The 14,219-nt window shown below is 72.5% G+C and carries 10 protein-coding genes; 7 read left to right on the top strand and 3 right to left on the bottom strand.

Going from position 1 to position 14,219, the window contains the following annotated elements:
- Positions 1 to 83 precede the first annotated feature (83 nt).
- Entirely contained in the window at positions 84 to 1,361 is a 1,278-nt protein-coding gene (locus tag ACQPW6_RS03100; protein ID WP_433887959.1) for an ABC transporter substrate-binding protein, read from the bottom strand.
- Between the two features lie 270 nt (positions 1,362 to 1,631).
- Between ACQPW6_RS03100 and ACQPW6_RS03095 the strand changes: the two genes are divergently transcribed.
- The 3 genes from ACQPW6_RS03095 to ACQPW6_RS03085 all read left to right on the top strand — a co-directional run bounded on the left by ACQPW6_RS03095 (position 1,632) and on the right by ACQPW6_RS03085 (position 7,701).
- Positions 1,632 to 2,603 (top strand): LacI family DNA-binding transcriptional regulator, encoded by a 972-nt coding sequence (locus ACQPW6_RS03095; RefSeq protein ID WP_433887958.1) that lies wholly within the window; start codon positions 1,632 to 1,634, stop codon positions 2,601 to 2,603.
- A gap of 387 nt (positions 2,604 to 2,990) precedes the next feature.
- Positions 2,991 to 5,837, top strand: a complete 2,847-nt coding sequence (locus ACQPW6_RS03090; protein WP_433887957.1) for a glycosyl hydrolase family 95 catalytic domain-containing protein — start codon at positions 2,991 to 2,993, stop codon at positions 5,835 to 5,837.
- Between the two features lie 67 nt (positions 5,838 to 5,904).
- Positions 5,905 to 7,701 (top strand): CocE/NonD family hydrolase, encoded by a 1,797-nt coding sequence (locus tag ACQPW6_RS03085; protein WP_433887956.1) that lies wholly within the window; start codon positions 5,905 to 5,907, stop codon positions 7,699 to 7,701.
- On the opposite strand, the gene ACQPW6_RS03080 is transcribed toward ACQPW6_RS03085, so the two are convergent.
- A complete protein-coding gene (locus tag ACQPW6_RS03080; protein ID WP_433887955.1) occupies positions 7,691 to 9,352 on the bottom strand; it encodes a GDSL-type esterase/lipase family protein in 1,662 nt (553 codons plus the stop codon). The genes ACQPW6_RS03085 and ACQPW6_RS03080 overlap by 11 nt on opposite strands.
- Before the next feature lie 310 nt (positions 9,353 to 9,662).
- Between ACQPW6_RS03080 and ACQPW6_RS03075 the strand changes: the two genes are divergently transcribed.
- From ACQPW6_RS03075 to ACQPW6_RS03060, 4 genes are all read left to right on the top strand, one after another.
- Positions 9,663 to 10,811 (top strand): anion permease, encoded by a 1,149-nt coding sequence (locus tag ACQPW6_RS03075; protein WP_433887954.1) that lies wholly within the window; start codon positions 9,663 to 9,665, stop codon positions 10,809 to 10,811.
- Between the two features lie 32 nt (positions 10,812 to 10,843).
- Entirely contained in the window at positions 10,844 to 11,077 is a 234-nt protein-coding gene (locus tag ACQPW6_RS03070; protein ID WP_433887953.1) for a hypothetical protein, read from the top strand.
- A gap of 54 nt (positions 11,078 to 11,131) precedes the next feature.
- A complete protein-coding gene (gene ppk2, locus ACQPW6_RS03065; RefSeq protein WP_433894402.1) occupies positions 11,132 to 12,013 on the top strand; it encodes a polyphosphate kinase 2 in 882 nt (293 codons plus the stop codon).
- 69 nt (positions 12,014 to 12,082) lie between these two features.
- Positions 12,083 to 13,213, top strand: coding sequence for a P1 family peptidase (locus ACQPW6_RS03060; protein ID WP_433887952.1), 1,131 nt, complete (start codon positions 12,083 to 12,085; stop codon positions 13,211 to 13,213).
- A gap of 179 nt (positions 13,214 to 13,392) precedes the next feature.
- Here the strand turns inward: ACQPW6_RS03060 and map are convergent, their stop codons facing one another.
- A complete protein-coding gene (gene map, locus ACQPW6_RS03055) occupies positions 13,393 to 14,160 on the bottom strand; it encodes a type I methionyl aminopeptidase (protein ID WP_433887951.1) in 768 nt (255 codons plus the stop codon).
- Between the last annotated feature and the right edge of the window lie 59 nt (positions 14,161 to 14,219).

Here is a 14,219-nt window from a genome sequence, read left to right as displayed (position 1 = left end):
TCCCTGTCCTTTCCTGCCGGGGCGGCCTTGCGGCCGGTGCCGCCCCGGGCCGGGGCGGCGGTCTGTGGTCGGGGTGCGCGGGGTCACTTGGTCGCGGTGTTCCACGCGGAGTCGAGCTTGGCCATCTGGCCCTTGACGTCGGAGCTGTTGAACAGCGCCTGCGCGGCCGCGTAGAAGTCGTTGTTCAGCGAGCCGGGCAGCGCGTCGTCGTTGGTGGCCCAGCCGATCGAACTGACCTTGGTGTCGGTCTTGGTGACGAAGGCGTAGGAGTCGGTGAAGGCGGGGCTGACGGTGACGCCGTAGTCGGTCAGGGACTTGCCCTTGAGCATCGGGTACGCGCCGTCGCCCTCGATCAGGGCCTTGAGGTTGTCGGGGTCGAGGGACCACGCCTTCGCGAAGTCGGTCGCCTTGGCGGTGTCCTTGGCCTTGGTGCTCACCGCCATCGAGCCGCCGACCGCGAACGGCACCACGACCGAGCCGTCGTCGGTGGGCCAGGGGAAGACGCCGATGTTGCTCCACTGGTCCTTCGGGATCGAGCCGAGGTACCAGCTGCCCATCGGGTACATCGCGGCCTTGCCGGCGTTGAAGTTCTTGATCGAGTCGGCGTAGCTGACGTTCAGCGCGCCCTTCTCGAAGTAGTCCTTCTCCACCAGCGTGCGCATCTTGGCCGCGGCGGTGACCACGTCGGCGTCGGTGAACTTGACCTTGCCGGCCTGCCGCTGCTGGATCCACTGCGGGTTCTTGCCGAGCACGTCGGCGCTGATCGCGCCGGTCAGCGGCATCGCCGCGGCGAACGGGTCGTTCCCGCCGAGCTCCATCGGGGTGATGCCGGCCGACTTGAGCTTCTCGTTGACCTGCAGGAACTGCGCCCAGGTGGTGGGCGCCTGGACGTGCGCCTTGGTGAACAGCGACTTGTTGTAGAAGACCAGCGGGATGATCTGCGAGTTCGTCGGCGGGATGTAGACCTTGCCCTTGATCGCGTTGCCCTGCGGCAGCAGGAAGTTGTCGTCGATCCAGGTCTGGTCGTAGGGCTTGAGCAGCCCGGCGTCGGTGTACTGCGACGGGGTGATCGACTGCAGCAGGTCGGGGAACTGCCCGGACGCCTGGAGCTGCTTGGCGTACGAGTCGCGGTCGGTGCTCGGTGCCACGATCTGCTTGATCGACACGCCCGGGGTCTTCTTCTCGGCCCGGTCGATCGACGCCTTCCAGAAGGCGGGCGTCAGCGAGGGCGAGTTGAAGGTCATGTACGACAGCGAGGTGCCGCCGGAGCCGCCGGACCCGCCGCTCGACGAGGAGTTCGAGCAAGCGGCGAGCATCATCAGCCCTGCGGCCGCCGCCACAGCGGCAGTTCGTCTGGACATGGCCGTCCCTTTCCTGGATGGGTGTCTGTGGAGACAGCGGCCCGGCCGGGGCGCGGCGAGCACGGAGGGGCGGCTCTGCTCCGGTCGGCCGGATAACGTTATCTCGCCGAGTACAGTATGGTTCCGCGACAGCAAGTCAAGCCCCCCGGCGATCACGGACAGATCTCGGAGCGCCGAGGGCAGGTCATCAGCGGTCGACCGGAGGGAAGCGAAGTGCCTGGTCCTGGAGCTGTGGGCGGGCGCGGCCCGAGACGCCCGCGCCGTCCCACGATGGTTGACGTCGCCCGCGAGGCGGGAGTGGCGCTGCGGACCGTCTCCCGGGTGGTGAACGGCGACGCCACCGTCGGCGACAAGCTGGCGGAACGGATCCGGCAGGCCATAGACCGGCTCGGCTACCAGCCCGACGAGCGGGCCAGGCAGCTGCGCAGCGGCCGTACCGGCACCATCGGCGCCGCCGTCCGGCACATCGCCGACGCGCACCCGGTGCTGCGGGCGGTGGACGAGACGGCCCGCGGGCTGGGGCTGACGGTGGTCGCGATGTCCACCGAGGACGACCCGGTGCGCGAGCGGGAGGCGGTGATGTCCATGTGCCGGCGGCGGATGGACGGCATCATCATCGAGCCGATCGCCGACGGCCACCAGTACCTCCAGCCGGAGATCGACTCCGGCCTCGCGGTGGTCGCCTTCGACCGCCCCGCCACCGGCGTCAGCGTGGACACCGTGCTGTCGGACAACCGCGGCGGCATCGAGCTGGCCTTCGGCCACCTGGCCGCGCAGGGCCACCGGCGGATCGGCTACATCGGCGACGACGAGCGGATCCACACCGGCCAGCAGCGGGCCGCCGCCTTCCGGGACTGCCTGCGGCGGACCGGGGTGGCGCTGGACGGCATGGTGCACCCCGGCCCGATCGAGCCGGGCCGGATCGGCGCCGCGCTGGACGCGCTGCGGGCCGGACCCGAGCCGGCCACCGCGATCGTCACCGGCAACCACATGAGCACCATCGAGGTGATCCGCGCGCTCGGCCCCGACTTCGGCAGCACCGCGCTGGTCGGCTTCGACGACTTCGGCCTCGCCGACCTGCTGCGACCCGGTGTCACGGTGGTCGCGCAGGGCGACCGGGAGATCGGCCGGACGGCCATCGAGCTGTTCAGGGAGCGGCTGGCGGAACCGGCCCGGCCGGTGCGGACCGTCATCGTGGCGACCACGCTGATCACCCGGGGGTCCGGCGAGATCGCGCCCTGACGGTCTCGTGCGAGCCCCTTTACAACCGGCGCGGCCGCCTCTATAAACGACCGAGACATCCGAAGATAACGTTCTCCCGATCGCGAGCCGCCCCGGGAGAACGCCGGAGGATCCGGCCAGCCGCCGGCGTCCTCAGTCGTCCCCCCATCCAGTGCGCCGCCGTCAGAACCGGTTTCACCTGGCATTTCACCGTCCGCGCCGATCGGCAGGACGGGTCGCCGCCGCCTGCCCCACGGGCGGTGGCTGACAACGCTGTCAACCACCGCGCCCCGATTCATCCGATGTATCGGCTGAATCGGGCGGGCGGCTGACGGCACCGGCCGGAGGAACACCGTGCCGGCGCGGCGCGCACCAGCCAGCAGAGAGGCAGCAGCCCCCATGAGGCCCATGTCGCTTGCCAGAAGCGCGGGGAGCGCGATCACGGCCGCGGCCCTGATCGGCACCGCGCTGACCACCGTGCTGTCCCAGCCGGCCACGGCCGACTCGATCACCGCGAACCAGGGGAGGAGCACCGTCGCCCAGTACCAGGGCGTGTGGAACTCCCCGCCGACCACCCTCACCGGCGGCGGGACCGTCGACGCGCCCCTGATGGGCAACGGCGACGTCGGCGTGGCCGTCGGCGGAGGGATCGGCAACCAGACCTTCTACCTCGGCAAGAACGACTTCTTCTCGCTGTCGTCGCACGCCATCAAGCCGCTCGGCCGGATCGTGCTGTCGGTCCCCGGGATGAACAGCGCGAGCTACCACGTCGTACAGGACATCGCGCACGCCCAGGTCAAGGGCACCTACACGCTCGGCGGCGCCACCCTCAGCACCACCAGCTGGGTGTCGGCCACCGAGAACCTGTTCGTCACCTCGATGACGCTCAGCGGCGGCAGCGCGCAGAGTGCCAGCTTCACCGTGCAGAACGGCAGCGGCGCCGCGCCCACCGTCTCCAGCTCCGGCGGGGTGCTGAACGCCGACGTCGCCGCCGACGGCAGCAGCGGCGCGCCGCTGGCCCGGATCGCCTCCAAGGTGATCGGCGGCAGCCCGTCCGTCTCCGGCAACAAGATCAACGTCAGCCTGCAGCCGGGCACCACCTACACCTTCGCGGCCTCCACCCTCAGCAGCATCGACACCGGCAGCTACCAGGCGAACGCCACCTCGATGGTCAGCGGCCTCCAGCAGGCCGACGTGAACAACCTCAGCACCTCGCACCAGAACTGGTGGTCCGACTTCTGGTCCCAGTCCTACGTCCAGATCCCCGACAAGGCGGTGGAGAAGAGCTGGTACGGCTCGCTGTACCTGCTGGGCTGCGTCTCCCGCTCGGGCAAGTACGCGCCCGGCCTGTGGGGCAACTGGATCACCGGGAACATGAACTGGAACGGCGACTACCACACCAACTACAACTACCAGGCGCCGTTCTACGCGGCCCTGACCACCAACCACATCCCGCTGATGGACCCCTACGACCAGCCGGTCCTGGACTGGACGGCCCGCGGCCAGCAACTCGCCCAGCAGAACGGCTTCCAGGGCGTGCTGTACCCGGTCGGCCTGTCGCCCAAGGGCACCAGCGCCGACACCAACCTGCACAACCAGAAGTCCAACGCGGCCAACGTCGCCAGCGACATGGTCATGCGCTTCGAGCAGACCCGCGACACCGCCTACGCGGCCAAGGTGTACCCGTTCCTGAAGCAGGTCGGCCTGTTCTGGCAGAACTACCTGACCAAGGACTCCTCGGGCACGTACACCATCACCAACGACGCGCCGCAGGAGGACAACGCCTACCCGCAGACCAACAGCATCCTCTCGCTGGGCCTGGTGCACCTGCTCATGCAGGGCCTGAGCGACATGTCCACCGCGCTCGGCCAGGACGCCGGCACCCGGGCAACCTGGAACGACATCAACGCCCACCTGGCGCCGCTGCCCACCATGACGCAGAACGGGCAGACCGTCTTCCGTGAGACCTCCACCGGCAACGGCTGGGTCAACGACGGCAACGACATCGACATCCAGGCGGTCTACCCCAGCGGCCAGGTCGGCCTGGACAGCAACGCCACGCTGCTGCAGACCGCCCGCAACACCGTCGGCCAGCTCACCGCGGCCTGGCACGGCGGCAACGCCCCCGCCACCTTCTACGCGGCCGCCGCCCGGACCGGCTACGACCCGGCGACGATCATGTCCAACCTGCACACCGAGGCGGCTGGCAACAGCTACCCCAACATGGCGATCCACCACAGCGGCGGCGGCATCGAGAACATCAACGTCACCACCTCCGGCCTGGACGAGATGCTGCTCCAGTCGTTCCAGAACGACGTGAAGGTCTTCGCCGACTGGCCCGCGAACACCAGCGGCAAGTTCGGCGACCTGATGGCGGCGGGCAACTTCCTGATCTCCAGCGGGAAGACCGACACCGCCGTGCAGTACGTCAGGGCGGTCAGCCAGAAGGGCGGCAACCTCGTCGTCACCAACCCCTGGCCCGGCAGCGCCGTGCAGGTCTACCGCAACGGCAGCGACGCCGGCACGGTCAGCGGCACGAAGCTCACCCTCGGCACGTCCGCCGGCGAGACCGTCACCCTGGCCCCGCCCGGCACCTCGTACGCCACCGTGCAGACCGAACTCGCCCAGCCGCTCGGCTCGGGCACCGGCACCGGCGGCACCAGCAGCAGCTTCAGCTCCGGCTCCGAGCCCGGCGACCCTGCGCCGGCCTGGATCGACACGGTGGACACCGCGGGCGGCAACGACGTCGGCGTCGTCGGCATCAACTCCGACTCGGCCGGCCCGCAGACCGGGCCGCGCACCGGTGAGACCTCCCGCACCGGCGGCAGTTCGCTGATGTACGCCGGGTCGGCGTCGGGCAGCAGCCCGCACGCCTACCTCAAGGTCTACGACCTCAGCGGATCGCCGCTCGCCATCGGCACCTCGAAGACCCTCGGCTACTGGATCTATCCGCAGAGCAACGCCAGTACGCCCTGGGTGCCGGCCGGTTCGACCGAGAGCGAGTGCGTGGCGGTGGACCTGGTCTTCACCGACAACAGCACGCTGCGGGACTCCGGTGCCGTCGACCAGAACGGCAACCTCGCCCATCCGGCCCACCAGTGCGGGCACCTGACCCTGGACACCTGGAACCACGTCACGGTCAATCTCGCGACCAAGAGCGCGGGCAAGCAGATCGCCCGGATCCTGGTCGGCTACGACCACCCGGGCGGCAGCGGCGGCTACCGCGGCTACATCGACGACCTGACGGTCAACTGAACCCGTGGGCTCCCGCCGCCGGCTTGCCGGCGGCGGGAGCCCACGCCCACTGACGAAGGAAGGCGCGGTGCGCGGCTCGGTGAGTGCGGTGCCGGACGGCGAAGCAGGGGTGCGCGGCCCGGAGCCGGCCGAGGCGGTGCTGCGTGACGGCGCCGTCCTGCGCGCCGACCTCTACCGGCCGCCGCCGACGGTGCCGGGACCGTGGCCGGTGCTGCTGGCCCGCTGCCCCTACGGCCGCCGGGACCCCGGCATCCTCGACCGGCTCCGGCCGCGGGCGGCGGCCGCCCGCGGCTACCTCGTCGTCATCCAGGACACCCGGGGCCGGTTCGGCTCCGGCGGGGAATGGGAGCCGCTGGTCCACGAGTACGACGACGGGTACGACACCGTCCGCTGGGCGGCCCGGCTGCCCGGCTGTGACGGGCGGGTCGCGATGTACGGCCCCAGCTACCTCGGCCACACCCAGTGGGCGGCGATCGCCGCGGGGGCGCCCGAACTCGTCGCCGCCGTACCCGGGTTCACCTGGGCGGATCCGTACGACGGGCTGCTGGCCCGTGGCGGCGCCCGCGAACTGGGCCTGCTCGCGCAGTGGTCGCTGGGCCTGGGGGAGGAGGTGCTGCGCCGCCGGTACGCCGCCGGGTCCGGTGAACTGAGCCGTGCGCTGGCGGAGTTGGCGGACTCGACCGGGGCGCTCGGCAGCCGGGTGCACTGGGAACTGCCCGCCGACGACCTCCCGAGCCTGCGCCGGCTGGCCCTTCCGGTACCGGGCCGGCCCGGCGGCCCGCCGGTCCGCGACACGGCCCTGGCCGACGTCGGGGTGCCGACGCTCACGGTGGCCGGCTGGTACGACGTCTTCCTCCAGGGCAGCCTGGACAACTACCGGCGAACCCGGGCCGCCGGCCGCCCGGCCGCCCTGATCGTCGGCCCCTGGACCCACGACAACCAGACCCGGTACGTGGGCGAGCTGGACTTCGGCGCGCGGTCGGCAGCGGAATCCCTGGACGGCGGGAGGTCGTTGGCGGCACGTGAACTGGACTGGCTGGACGCCCGGTTGGCCGAGCGGGAGGCCGGGGCCGCGGTCGGCGGCCGGCCGTCGGCGAGCCCGGCCGGTAGCCCGCTCGCCCCCGAACCAGCCGAGGCCGAGTCGGCCGACCCGACGACCGGGCCGGCCGGCGCTGACGCGTACCCCGTGAACGTCTTCGTCATGGGAGTCAACCGGTGGCTGCCGCTCGCTGATTGGCCGCCGCCCGCCACCGAGACGGCCTGGTATCTGCACCCGGGCGGCGGCCTCGCGCCCGCACCCCCGCCGGTCGACGGGGACGCGGGCGCGGCCGGGGTCATCCGGCACAGCGGCGACGATCCGGCACCCGTGCGCGGCGGCGCGCTGCTGCTCGCGGACGGTTTTCCCGCCGGGCCGTACGACCAGCGGGCGGTCGAACGGCGGCCGGACGTCCTCGTGTACACCGGCGCGCCGCTGACCCGGCCGCTCGCGGTGGTCGGGCGGATCCGCGCCGTCCTGGTCGTCACGGCCGACGCGCCCGGCGCCGACTGGGTCGTGCGGCTTTGCGACGTCGGCCCCGACGGGGTCTCCTACAACCTCGCCGACGGCATCGCCCGGGCCGGCCACGCTCCCTGCCAGGCCCGGGAGGTGGCCGTCGATCTGTGGTCCACGGCCCATGTCCTGCTGCCGGGGCACCGGCTCCGCGTGCAGGTGGCGGCGGCCGGGTTCCCGCGCTGGGACCGAAGCCCGGCCGCCCTCGCCGGGCCGGTCACCCAGACCGTGCACCACACCGCGGCCCGGCCGTCCCGGCTGCTGCTTCCGCGGTTCGCCGGGACCGGCGCCGGACCGCCCGCCCTCACGGGGTGACGAGGTCGAACTCCTCCCACGGCCCGATCGCCGTGCGGTTGGCGATCAGCGGCGCCGCGCCCGCGTTCTCCGCCGTCACGTACTTGCCGTTGATCTGCGCCTTCAGGCTGAAGCTGTGGTCGGGGTTCTGGATCAGCTGGAAGGTCTCCCAGGAGCCGGCGGCGGCCCGGTTGGCGATCAGGCTGGCCGCGCCGGCGTTCTCCGCGGTCACGAACTGGCCGTTGGCGTGCGCGCGCAGCGCGATCATCCCGTTGCCCTGGTTGACCTCGTCGAACTGCTGCCAGGTGCCCGCCGAGGCGCCGTTGGCGATCAGCGGCGAGGCGCCCGCGTTGTCCGCCGTCACGAACTTGCCGTTGGCGTGCGAGCGCAGTGCGATGAAGTCGGCGGGCGGCACCGAGGGGCCGCCGAACAGGCTGAGGTTCACCGCGTTCGCGATGGCCTGCAACCCGGCCTCGTTGGGGTGCAGGTGGTCGCCCGCGTCGTAGGCGGGCAGGTAGCGGGTCGGGTTGGCCGGGTCGTGGGTGGCGGTGTCCTGGTCGACGACGCCGTCGCAGCCGCTGCCGGCGCCGCGGATGAACGCGTTGACCGCCGCCCTGCCGTTCTCGCCGGCCTGCGACCAGCCGCCGGAGCCCTGGAACGGGGTGAGCGTCGAGCAGATGAAGGAGATCCCGGCCGCGTGTGCCCGGGAGATCAACTGCTGGAGCGCGGTGACCAGTTGCGCGCCGGAGGGCGGGTTGCCCGAGCCGAGGTCGTTGATCGGGTCGTCGGAGAAGATCACCCACTTCACCCCGGGCTGGCCGACCACGTCCCGGTCGAAGCGGTTCAGCGCGCTCTGCCCGGCGCCGTCGCTGAGCAGCTTGTTGCCGCTGATCCCCTGGTTGAGCACGCCGATCGTCCGGCCGGCGTTCGCCAGCCGGACCGCGAGGTCGTTGGGCCAGCGCCGGTTGGAGTCCTGGGCGGAGGCCACCCCGTCGGTGATGGACGCGCCGAGGGTGGCCACCGAGCCGGTGGCGGCGGTGTTGGTGACGTCCAGGTTGCTGAGGAACGCGTAACTGCCGTTGGTGGACGCCCCGGAGAGCGTGCCGTTGGCGCTGACGTCGCCGCCGGCCACGTAGTTGGTCTGGGTGCCCTGCTGGTGGTAGGTGGCAGAACCGGTCGGCTGCGGCACGTAGAGGCTGACCGCCACGTCGGACAGCGCCGGCACGGTGAACGCCACCGAGTCGCTGACCGCGGTGCCGCCGGCCGGCACCGTCACCGAGGTCTGGCCGCCGAAGGTCACCGCGCGGTCGGTACCGGTGTTCACCGACGAGCCGGAGGTGCGCTGGGCGACATGCACGTCGGACACGGTCAGCGGCCCGGAGCCGAACGCGTTGGACAGCCGGATCCTGGCCGCGCTGCCGCCGATACTGGTGTGCACGATCTGCCGCAGCGTCTGCTGGTTGTAGGACGGGCCGCCGCTCTGCGGGGACACCGCCCAGGTGCCGGTCCAGCCGTCGGCGGCGGGAGCCGCGGCAGCGGCGGGTGCGGCGGCCCGGGCCGGCGGCGCGGCGGCCGAGGCGATCGGGGACAGCGCCGGGACTGACAGCCCGAGCGCGACGGCGGCGGTCGCGAGGACCGCCGTACGCCTGCTGCGGAGGGCGGGTCGTTGCATGGGCGTCTCCTGGTGTGGGGGTGTGCGGAGAACACGTCCGGCGGTGAGACGGCGGCGGACGGACTGGAACTTTAGTCGCCGTGGAGTACCCAGCCAATCCCCTGGGCGGCCCAGAGTTCCGATGACTGGGTGATGGCTGTGGACGGAGCAAGGCATCTGATCGCCCGTCGGCCCGGGATTGCCCCGCTGTCATCGGACCTCTGGGCCGCTCGGCGGCACCCGCACCAGGGCCCCCGACTCGCCGTCCGCCGCTACCGTGCCTTCACCCTGTCGTCCTTGCGCGTACGCCTGGAGCTGATTGGCTGGGCTGATGGACCACATCACATTCATTGTGGCAATGGTGATCGTCACGGCCCTGGCCTTCGACTTCACGAACGGCTTCCATGACACCGCCAACGCGATGGCGACCTCGATCGCCACCGGTGCGCTGCGGCCCAAGGTCGCGGTCGCGATCAGCGGGGTCCTCAACCTGGTCGGCGCGTTCCTGTCCACCGAGGTGGCCAAGACCATCTCCGGCGGGATCGTGGACGACTCGCTGGTCACCCCGGGCATGATCTTCGCCGGGCTGGTCGGCGCCATCATGTGGAATCTGATGACCTGGCTGCTCGGGCTGCCCTCCAGCTCCTCGCACGCGCTGTTCGGCGGGCTGATCGGCGCGGTGTGGGTCGGCGCGGGCCGCAGCGGGGTGCACTTCGACACGGTCGTGGAGAAGATCCTGATCCCGGCCGTCGCCTCGCCGCTGGTCGCGGGCCTCGCCGCGCTCGCCGCCACCTATCTGGCCTACCGGCTGACCAGCCGTTCGCCGCAGGACACCGTCTCCAAGGGGTTCAGGACCGGCCAGATCGCCTCCGCCTCGCTGGTCTCGCTCGCGCACGGCACCAACGACGCGCAGAAGACCATGGGCGTGATCACCCTGGCGCTGATCTCCTGCGGGGCGCTCGGCCACGACGCCGGGCCGCCGGTCTGGGTGATCCTCACCGCGGGCCTGTCCATCGCGCTCGGCACCTACATCGGCGGCTGGCGGATCATCCGCACCATGGGCAAGGGCATCGTGGACATCGAGTCGCCGCAGGGCTTCGCCGCCGAGTCGGCCGCCACCGCGGTCATCCTGACCTCCGCCAACCTCGGCTTCGCGCTGTCCACCACGCAGGTCTGCTCCGGCGGCATCCTCGGCGCCGGGGTCGGCCGCAAGCTGGCCGAGGTCCGCTGGGGCACCGCCGGCCGGATGGCGCTGGCCTGGCTGGTGACGCTGCCCGCCGCCGCGGCGGTCGGCGCGGTGGCCGCGAGCGCCGTGGTGCACGGCGGCAACACCGGCCTGGTGCTGATCGCGGTGGCCGCGGTCGTGGTGGCCGGCGTCATCGTGATGCTGTCCCGGCGCAACCCGGTGCACGCCGACAACGTCAACAACGCCCCGACCACATCGGTCCGCCCGGCCGCGCATGCCGGCGCGAGTGCCTGAGCAGACAGACTGAGCAGACAGGGAGTACGCGGATGAACGTGAAGTGGGGTTCCCTGGGGGAGGTCGCCGTCGTCAGCTTCGGCGCCACGGTCGGCGTGGTGCTGCTGTTCACCCTCGGGGTGCGGGCGCTGGCCGAGCGGGACAGCGCACGTGAGGCGGGCGGCGACGGCACGGTCCAGCTGGTGGGCGCGGGCGCCTGCTTCCTGGTGTCCGCCTGCGCGGTGCTGTACGGGCTGTATCTGATCATCCCGCAGTTCCACCAGTGACGAAGGGCGGCGAGGCGGTTGAGCACGACGAGGGAGCCCGAGCTCCTGGCGGGCATGACGGTGGACTACACCGACCAGGACGACCCGGTGCTGATCCGGCCCGACGGCAGCGCCGTGGACACCTGGCGGGAGAACTACCCGTACGACTCCCGGATGGAGCGGCCGGAGTACGAGCGGCACAAGCGGCTCCAGCAGATCGAGCTGCTCAAGCTGCAGCGCTGGGTCAAGGAGACCGGCCAGCGGATCGTGATCCTCTTCGAGGGCCGGGACGCGGCCGGCAAGGGCGGCACGATCAAGCGCTTCATCGAGCACCTCAACCCGCGCGGCGCCCGGGTGGTGGCGCTGGAGAAGCCCACCGAGCGGGAGAGCGGGCAGTGGTACTTCCAGCGCTACGTCGCCCACCTGCCGACCGCCGGCGAGATCGTGCTCTTCGACCGGTCCTGGTACAACCGGGCCGGCGTGGAGCGGGTGATGAACTTCTGCACCGACGACGAGTACCACCGCTTCATGCGGCAGGCGCCCGGCTTCGAACGGATGCTGGTGGACGACGGCATCGCGCTGGTGAAGTTCTGGTTCTCGGTCTCGCGCAACGAGCAGCGCACCCGGTTCACCATCCGGCAGGTCGATCCGGTCAGGCAGTGGAAGCTCAGCCCGATGGACCTGGCCTCGCTGGACCTGTGGGACCGGTACACCGAGGCGAAGGTGGCCATGTTCCACGACACCGACACCGAGTACGCGCCCTGGACCGTGGTCAAGAGCAACGACAAGAAGCGCGCCCGGGTGGAGGCCATGCGCAGCGTGCTGGCCCGCTTCCCGTACACCGACCGGGACGACGAGGTGGTGGGCAGGCCCGACCCGCGGATCATCGGTGCCGCCGCCAACCTGCTGGAGGCCGGTGAGGACGCGGCGGCGCGCTCCGACCTCCCGCAGTCCTGACGTCGGCGGCTCCCAGGGGTGATGATCGTCCCGGCGGCCGAGCGGTTCGGCCGCCGGGACGGAGTACGCATGACCGCGAACGGACCGGCCCCGCGTTCCGGGCCGGGCAACGGACTCACCGACGTACCGGGGCTGCGGGTCGGCCACGCCCGGCGCACCGGGGACGGCTGGCTGACCGGGGTCACGGTGGTGCTGGCGCCCGAGGGCGGCGCGGTGACCGCCGTCGACGTACGCGGCGGCGGGCCCGGCACCCGGGAGACCGACGCGCTCGACCCGCGCAACCTGGTGCCGCGCGTCGAGGCGGTCGTCCTGGCCGGCGGCAGTGCGTTCGGCCTGGACGCGGCCGGCGGTGTGGCCGGCTGGCTGGAGGAGCAGGGCCGCGGCTTCCAGGTCGGCGGCCCCGGGCAGGTGGTGCCGGTGGTGCCGGCCGCCGCGCTGTTCGACCTCGGCCGCGGTGGCGGCTGGCGCTGCCGGCCGGGCCCCGACCTCGGGCGCGCCGCGGTACGGGCGGCGGCCGGCACGAAGGAGGGCGCGCCGGTGCCGCAGGGCTGCGTCGGCGCGGGCACCGGCGCGGTGGCCGGCGGCCTCAAGGGCGGGGTCGGGACGGCCAGCCTGGTGCTGGAGTCCGGCGCCACGGTGGGCGCCCTCGCGGTGGTCAACGCCGCCGGGTCGGCGGTCGATCCCGGCAGCGGCGCGCTGTGGGGCGCCGGGCCGGTCCGCTCCGCCGAGTTCGGCACGTACGGGCTGCCGGTCGGCCCCGAGGCCCTGGAGCGGGCCGGTCGGCGGCTCGCCGACGCCGCCGCGGAGACCGCCGCCCGGCAGCAGGCCGGGCCGCTGAACACCACCCTCGCGGTGGTCGGCACCGACGCCGTGCTGACCCGGTCGCAGGCGCACAAGCTGGCCGGCACCGCGCACGACGGGCTCGCCCGGGCGATCCGCCCCGCGCACTCGCTCTCCGACGGCGACACGGTCTTCGCGATCTCGACCGCCCGCCGCCCGCTGCTGCCGGCCGGCGGCCCGCCGGTCGCCCCGGCCTTCCGGGTGCACCACGAGGCCGGCGCACTGAACGCCGTCCTGGCCACGGGCGCCGACACCCTGGCCCGGGCCATCGCGCACGCCATGCTCGCCGCCGAGGGCGTCAGCGGACCGGGCGGCAGCTTCCCGTCCTACCGGGACGTCTACGGCGTCAGGTCGGGCTGACGGGCCGGAGGCACCGGCGGCCGCCGCCGCGTCGCGGGTCCTACGACGCCGGACCGGTCTCCGGGCGTCTTCGCGTCACGGGTCCTACGGCGCCCCCGTCCGGCGACGGCGCCGGACCGGTCGGCGGGCGCGTTCGCGTCACAGCGCGGTGGTCACGTCCCGGCGGTCACGGCCTGCCGTCACGGGGCGGTGAGGACCCGCGGGCCGTCCTTCGTGACGGCCACGGTGTGCTCGATGTGCGCGGCGCGGCTGCCGTCGGTGGTGAGCAGGGTCCAGCCGTCCGGCCCGGTGCGGTACCTGTCGACGCCGCCGGCCATCATCATCGGCTCGATCGCCACCGTCAGGCCGTGCCGCAGCGGGAAGCCGCGCCCGGGGCGGCCGCGGCCCGGCACGTGCGGGTCCTCGTGCATCCGGCGGCCGATGCCGTGGCCGCCGAAGTCCGCGGGCATGCCGTAGCCGGCCTGCGTGGCCACCGTGCCGGTCGCGTGCGAGATGTCGCCGATCCGGTGCCCGACGGTGGCCGCGGCGATCCCGGCGTCCAGCGCCCGCTGGGTGGTCTCGATCAGCCGCAGGTCCTCGGGGCGCGGGGTGCCGACGATGAAGCTGATCGCCGCGTCGCCGGTCCAGCCGTCGAGTTCGGCCCCGCAGTCCACGCTGACCAGGTCGCCGTCCCGCAGCCGGTAGCCGGTGGGGATGCCGTGCACCAGCGCGTCGTTGACGGAGGTGCAGATCACCGCGGGGAACGGGGTGTCGGCGAAGGCCGGCTGGTAGCCGAGGAACGGCGACCGGGCGCCGGCCTTGTCGAGCACGGCGCGGGCCACCTCGTCCAGTTCGGTCAGCGACACCCCGACCGCGGCCGCCTCCCGCGTGGCGGCCAGCGCGTTCGCCACCACCCGTCCGGCCTCGCGCATCGCCTCCAGTGCCGCGTCGGTCTTGATCTCCACCATGTCCTGCCACTCCCGCCATGCCGCCCCCTGCCGGGGCCCAATACTTATACCGGTATTAG

This window comes from Streptomyces sp. CA-111067, assembly GCF_050956065.1.
Taxonomy (GTDB): Bacteria; Actinomycetota; Actinomycetes; order Streptomycetales; family Streptomycetaceae; genus Actinacidiphila.
Note: the sequence above shows the minus strand (reverse complement) of the source record. Positions and strands in the feature narration are given on the sequence as shown.

What these genes read in the sequence shown, in the direction of transcription:
- ACQPW6_RS03100 (WP_433887959.1), bottom strand. Translation starts at nt 1,361, where the DNA reads ATGTCCAGACGAACTGCCGCTGTGGCGGCGGCCGCAGGGCTGATGATG.
- ACQPW6_RS03095 (WP_433887958.1), top strand. Translation starts at nt 1,632, where the DNA reads ATGGTTGACGTCGCCCGCGAGGCGGGAGTGGCGCTGCGGACCGTCTCC.
- ACQPW6_RS03090 (WP_433887957.1), top strand. Translation starts at nt 2,991, where the DNA reads ATGTCGCTTGCCAGAAGCGCGGGGAGCGCGATCACGGCCGCGGCCCTG.
- ACQPW6_RS03080 (WP_433887955.1), bottom strand. Translation starts at nt 9,352, where the DNA reads ATGCAACGACCCGCCCTCCGCAGCAGGCGTACGGCGGTCCTCGCGACC.
- ACQPW6_RS03075 (WP_433887954.1), top strand. Translation starts at nt 9,663, where the DNA reads ATGGACCACATCACATTCATTGTGGCAATGGTGATCGTCACGGCCCTG.
- ACQPW6_RS03070 (WP_433887953.1), top strand. Translation starts at nt 10,844, where the DNA reads ATGAACGTGAAGTGGGGTTCCCTGGGGGAGGTCGCCGTCGTCAGCTTC.
- ppk2 (WP_433894402.1), top strand. Translation starts at nt 11,132, where the DNA reads ATGACGGTGGACTACACCGACCAGGACGACCCGGTGCTGATCCGGCCC.
- ACQPW6_RS03060 (WP_433887952.1), top strand. Translation starts at nt 12,083, where the DNA reads ATGACCGCGAACGGACCGGCCCCGCGTTCCGGGCCGGGCAACGGACTC.
- map (WP_433887951.1), bottom strand. Translation starts at nt 14,160, where the DNA reads ATGGTGGAGATCAAGACCGACGCGGCACTGGAGGCGATGCGCGAGGCC.